The organism is Bacillus sp. 5w2 (assembly GCF_054353775.1).
The window spans coordinates 180339-186338 of sequence record NZ_JBTIWT010000010.1; the positions used below are offsets into that span (position 1 = coordinate 180339).

Below are 6000 nucleotides of genomic sequence, written 5' to 3' on the forward strand. Positions count from 1 at the left end.
TATCACTTACTAAGTCAAACTATTTTATATACTATAAAGTAACAATTATTTTATTATCTATGATAGTTCTAAAATTGGTGTAATTTCTCATCATGTTATTACCATATGTACTAACTGCTTCATTACCACACACCATACTTTCATAGTTGTCTTTAAATTCTTTTTTTATCGAATCTTCCAAACTATTATGGTATCTTTTGATAGCTTCCTCTGCCAATTCGCGCGACCCGTGTGTTAATATAAAATTTATATCTACCATATAACCCTTTTGAGGATAAAAACCCCTTTCAACAACCTCTTTTACAAAGTTGTTCAAATCATTCGTGCACCTTTCTACAATTGGCATAAATACACTATTTAACCAATTAGTGAATTCGTTAACTGTCCGCTCCCACTCTTCCTCATTTGCAATGTTCCAATATAACTGACCGCTTGGTACATTGCACTGACGTGTATTAATATGAAATATTTTATCTTTAGATTTTAAAGGAAGAATTGCGCATTCACCATAAAATACTACATTTTTATCAGATATATTATTCCAACTTGTATAAAAGAGTACCTTATAAATGAAATTTTTATCTTTTTTACTCATCCAATGACCAGACTTAGAATACTTCCAACCATTATCTAAATACTTTTCAGATATTAGATTACATACGCATTCAAATGCTTTATTAGCTTTCACATTACACCTCCAATAATCCCTTGCAATTTTCAATTAATTTACATTTACATCATTTAATATAGTTCCAACTAATTCTCCATATGAAAAATCAACTTCATCAAAACATGTTTCAAAACAACTAGTTATATTTACCTTTGCATATTTCATATTGGCCTTAGAGAAATTAGCTTCACCAAATCTACAATCTGCAATATGCATTTCCTCTAAATTACAGCTCCTGAAATCAGCCAACTCAAAATCACAATCAAAAAAAGATGCTCTCATTAATGAAGACGCCCTTAACAGAACTCGTTTTGCCATGATACACTCTGCCCTCATCTCTGAAAAATCTGAAAAAGTAAGATCTAAATCACTCATATCTAGTCCATCTATAACCTCATCATTGTATTGAGATCGATTTAATATTTAATATTTCCATGACTTTTATTCTATTGTTGCTATTCTCCTTCATTATTACTATCTCCTTTGATTTATCTTTTAAGATAAATCTCCCAAACGACATTTGGAGAATAAGATACCCCCATCCGATCCTCATCAAAACTTGGTATAGCTATTACTTGAGCTGGTTCTAAATATTCCATTACATGTAACCAACTATCTAGTAATATATCACCATCAGCCTCTAATGGGGCCTTTAAAAGATCTATGCAAATACCACCCCAATCCAGTTCCGATATAACTCCTGGACTCTTTAACAATAAATCTCTACCAAACATGTCCAAAACATGACTACCAAAATATGTTCTAGCTCCTAGCCCCAAGGGACCGTTGGGAAGAAACTCGACTGGTATAGGTAGTGAAGATATATTCATCCACATAAGCAAACGTTCACGTTCCGTATTCCACGGATAGGGTACTGGCCAACAAATTTGCGCCACTCCATAAAGTGGTTTCACAATTTCTGCGATTTGATCAGATAGTTCAAAAAAATCCGGCCACATTTTTTTTGGTACAGACTTTTGAAACTCAAACTCCAAAAATGAGCCATGGCCCAAGTTAACTTGAAAGCTCCCTCTATAGTTTACAGATTTATCACGATACAAGTGAACTTCAGATACCCTACGCTCCGAAATCACTTTTCTAATAATTTCCTGGCGGTTATATTCTACCCGTATTGTTTCACAGTTGCCCCAATGAGTAGGAGCAAATTTCTCATTTGACTCAAACACATCCAGAAGACGCCCCAGTATCTCTTCCTCGTTAAAAGATACTGTGGGGTACATTGAAATTGAAAAATAATTAGGTTTCATTTATATCCTCCTTAATACTAAAAATAAAGCCATGTAACTATTTTATATTTCCCCATTTATCTTCACCAGGTAAATCTGAATCAGTTTCCCACTTATGAGTGACTTTATCGGTATTTAGATCATCCAAATAGTAAATGTCATCTCACCAAAACTCGTACTCCTTTTTCTTTACTATCATTTGGTCCAACCATCATGAAGTACGTACTTTCTAACAACCTATTCTTTTTCTTTCCACACAACATATACTTTATTTTCATTAACCTTCTTATGAGTTATTGTATATTTAATTTTAGCAATACGGACATTGACATATGTGCAAATGAATTAGTAAGTATAAGTTATTAAAACTAATCCTATATATCCATTCGCATAGGATCAAAACACATGCTGCTTTTTCTATTATTGGACAGGGCCCATAAACTCAGTAATAATTAGAATATGTTCCTTCAATTTCACCTTTTTTAAATTCTCTACTTTTTCTTCTCCACCAAGCCCTAGTAAAGGTGTATAACCAAAACATTCTTCATACTCTGGTTCATTATATTGTTTTATTGCCTCTGGATAAGGTAACCAACCTAATGCCCTTTGTTTAAATGCTTCTTCCTCTAAAAATCTAATAAACAAAGAGAATTTTGAGGCTAACACTTTTGTTTTACCTTTCCGATAGTTAATCATCACTATATACGACTCTTGATTTTCATCTTTCTCAAAAATTATAATATCACCTAGGGATGTAGTAAAAATAGGAATTGTTCCTTTACTCCCTAAGTATGTGTCGCTTACTAAAGAACTAAAATCATCCGGATTTATTACTTTTAAATAGCCATCCATAAAAGTCCCATAGCCATAAATTCTCCATGCTTCAATCAATTCTTTAGGAAGGTATTCTTTATACTTATTTATTGTATACTCTTCTACTTTACTATTTTTTTTAAAATCACTATAAATACTCAATTGACATTCCTCCTTTACTATGTAAATTTAACATTTAAATACGTACTTTTCCGTTGTTCTAAGGTTAAACTGTTTTCAATTCCTTGATTTGTTCATCAACAATATCAATTCTATACCGCCATTGACTACCTAGTGAAGAATTTATCCTTTTATCTCCCAGCCCACCAATATGCAACGGATTCCCCCCTGCTATTTGATCCGGATTATGAAGTGCTACCTGTGTTTTCAACCAACTAGCTGCTTGTTGTGCTGCATCTCCTTCTATTGCTCTACCTTCATCAATAAATCGCTTCCGATTTTGCTGGTACTCATATACAGTTAATGCATTCATACCTTTTTCTTGATCTTTTAACTGTCTTGCAAATTCCTCTGAATCGAATTTAGTTTTATAATTACAGTTTACTTCAATTTCATCAATTCGCGGAATGTTATCTAGGTTCCTCACTTCACCCGTACGCTTCGCTTTTTACTATAAGCTTTTAATTTCAGTATAAAATTATAAAAACCTTGAGAGGCATATAGCCCATCAAGGTTCACTTTAGCAATTACTTTTCTCCACTTCCTCAAACCATAAATCAAAAATATCATTCGGTAATAGTTCTTCATCATTTGAATAAACTAAATCATATCTATATTTTCCTTCATAATTAACTTTAACATTAACAGAAACCTTTTTTTCACCTTTTATAGCCGCAGCCCATCGATTTTCTAACTTCTTGTATTTACTCAAATTCACATTACTCGATTGAGATACAAGATTATCTAAATCTGGAGACCCACCAAATCTATCACCAGCTAAATGTCCAGCGTGGTCTCCTGGTTCTTTTCCTGGTGTATTCGATTTATGTGACAATCTACTATCTCTTTCTGTTAATTTTAAGTCATCTGCATTAAACTCTTTAAGTCTCCCCATGTTGTCTGTCTCATATAAATACTCATATTCACCTGCTTGATACTTAACATCTTAACATCTGGTTTTAATGTTCCATCTTTAAGCAGATGACTTCCGTCCCTAATGATATCATCCAGAACCTGACTAGTTTTATTACCCGTACCCTTAACCCCACCACTCTCCAAATTCGAGATCCTACTCTGAATACTCGCCTTCGAGGCATCATGGGCTTCTTGGAATTTCCCGCTATAGTTCGTTCCAGATCTAGCAACACTTCCATCTGGCAGTATTTCTACACCTTTAAAGATTGGGGATACGGAGTCCACACCTTTTGCTAATGTATTTTCAATTATATAATACTAGTAATTTCTGTTAGCTTTAATTCATAAAAATAATTTCTATAAATTTATAATACCTTTCAATTTAAAAAGCACTTGTTGCCTCAAATAGACAATCAAGTGCTTTAAGTTTATACGTTTTTAAGTAGCATAAATTTGTAAGTTTTGTAGTTACAGTATGACACCTTTTATATGTGGTGAAAACTACTACGTTAAAACTTACGAGTTTGTACGAGCTCGTTAGTTTAATATACAATCCATGTGTTTATCGCCACCAAGTAAAATGTCATCGCACCTAAGCTCGTACTTCGTTTTCTATTCTATCATTGCACGTAATACTCTATGATGGTACAACCATCATAGGAGTATTTACTCTTTTAACAGTTTATTTTTTTTCATCCATCTTCCGCTTTAAATATTCAGCAATTTCTGTTTGCCCAAATTCTCTAGCATATTCATATGCATCCATATTCTTAATACTCTCTCCAGTATATCTAATTGAAATATCTATTCCTTTTTCAACTAGAAACTCAACTACTTCTTTATGCCCACCATAAATTGCTCCAAATAATGGATTTCTTTTCGCTAAGCTCACATCTAATTCTGCGCCGGTCTCTATTAAATACTTTACTATCTCCAAATGCCCCTCTCCTGCTGCCAAATTTAATGCAGAAGCATCAAATGTACCACCTTTAGCATCAATATCTATACCTTTATTAATTAGATACTCAACTATTTCAAGGTGTCCTTTCTTGGCAGCTACATGTAACCACGTGCCAAATGAAGTCATTGTGTTTAAAATTTCATTATCATCACCTATTAATTGTTTTACTTCACTAGTATCTCCCAATTTAATTGCATTCCTTATTGCTTTGTTTACAATTTTTTTATCCAAAACATATCCTCCTTAAATTCAATTATCTTCTGCTAGCTAATACACCTAATTCTTTAAGAGCTTCAACGATATCGTCAAGCTCACCACCCTCAAATTCAACAGCCCTTAATCGAGTTACGACATTCTCCAAAGCATCAAGACTATGTTGTCCTATTACAGCATTTGGTGCCCAAACAAGGTTTTCTTTACCAATTATTGAATCTATTCCATACCTTCTTAATATTTCTTGACCTTCTCGAACCAGTTCTTGTTGCTTCTGACGAAGGCCTTTTTTAAATAAAATATGATGTGCATGTGGTTTTATCATATCATTAAGATAATCACTTACGGTTTTACCCGTACCCTATGTTGTAATCTTAAATCCTCACAATAAAAAAGCAAACCATGTAAAACCTTATTAAACTACTTCTTTTTCTTGTACTATCGGCAATTCATATGCCGTTTTATATTTCATCATTCCATATACAATGTTTACAAGTCTTCTCATAATACATACCAATGCTTGTCCTTTTGTTTTACCTTCTTTAAGTTTCTTTTGATAGTATGCATGAAACACTGGATTTCTTTGCATCTTACTACCTTTTGCTACTTGTACTTGCTGTACTGCTAAATTATAAAATAAAGCGTGTAGCGCCCTGTTTCCTTGTTTGCTTTTATGTGTCTTACCTTTCCCACCAGAACCAAAGTAAACAGGCGCAATCCCCGCGAATCGTGCTAATTTGTTGGCATTTGGAAATCGCCTTACATCCCCAATTTCTGCAATTAATGCTGATGCCGTCACAAGTTCTATTCCCGGCATCGTCTCTAATTGATAATCTAGTAGATTTACTAACTTTTTTAATTCTCTTTCGATGTATTTCATTTCCTTCTTTTTAAACTCAATGTCCCTTACAATACTTCTTACTAAAAAATCTCGCGTTTCTTGATACTCTTTCATTGTTTGTCCATCTTCTTTTACAAGTTTTAATATGTCGCTTGCTTTA

Annotated in this window: 7 protein-coding genes and 2 pseudogenes; all 9 read right to left on the reverse strand. The window is 33.4% G+C overall.

What is annotated here, in order from left to right:
* Positions 1-31: 31 nt before the first annotated feature.
* Entirely contained in the window at positions 32-688 is a 657-nt protein-coding gene (locus ACXY7N_RS18060) for a hypothetical protein (protein ID WP_098486216.1), read from the reverse strand.
* Positions 689-739: 51 nt separating this feature from the next.
* Positions 740-1139 (reverse strand): annotated as a pseudogene (locus ACXY7N_RS18065) (pentapeptide repeat-containing protein); the annotation flags it as partial.
* A 19-nt stretch (positions 1140-1158) separates the two neighbouring features.
* Positions 1159-1938, reverse strand: a complete 780-nt coding sequence (locus tag ACXY7N_RS18070) for a hypothetical protein (protein ID WP_098413131.1) — start codon at positions 1936-1938, stop codon at positions 1159-1161.
* 399 nt (positions 1939-2337) lie between these two features.
* On the reverse strand, positions 2338-2892 hold the full coding sequence (locus tag ACXY7N_RS18075) for a T6SS immunity protein Tdi1 domain-containing protein (protein WP_016087098.1): 555 nt from the start codon (positions 2890-2892) through the stop codon (positions 2338-2340).
* A 64-nt stretch (positions 2893-2956) separates the two neighbouring features.
* Complete coding sequence (locus ACXY7N_RS18080; protein ID WP_223261050.1) at positions 2957-3337, reverse strand: polymorphic toxin type 15 domain-containing protein; 381 nt, start codon at positions 3335-3337, stop codon at positions 2957-2959.
* 93 nt (positions 3338-3430) lie between these two features.
* Positions 3431-4125: pseudogene (locus ACXY7N_RS18085) on the reverse strand (DNA/RNA non-specific endonuclease); the annotation flags it as partial.
* 382 nt (positions 4126-4507) lie between these two features.
* On the reverse strand, positions 4508-5017 hold the full coding sequence (locus tag ACXY7N_RS18090; protein WP_098413130.1) for an ankyrin repeat domain-containing protein: 510 nt from the start codon (positions 5015-5017) through the stop codon (positions 4508-4510).
* 22 nt (positions 5018-5039) lie between these two features.
* On the reverse strand, positions 5040-5324 hold the full coding sequence (locus tag ACXY7N_RS18095) for an AHH domain-containing protein (RefSeq protein WP_098413147.1): 285 nt from the start codon (positions 5322-5324) through the stop codon (positions 5040-5042).
* Positions 5325-5414: 90 nt separating this feature from the next.
* On the reverse strand, positions 5415-6000 hold a 586-nt coding region (locus tag ACXY7N_RS18100), incomplete at its 5' end, for a transposase (RefSeq protein ID WP_488592533.1).

Excerpts from the sequence above, each read along its gene's own strand:
- ACXY7N_RS18070 (WP_098413131.1), bottom strand. The coding sequence starts at position 1,938 with ATGAAACCTAATTATTTTTCAATTTCAATGTACCCCACAGTATCTTTT.
- ACXY7N_RS18095 (WP_098413147.1), bottom strand. The coding sequence starts at position 5,324 with ATGATAAAACCACATGCACATCATATTTTATTTAAAAAAGGCCTTCGT.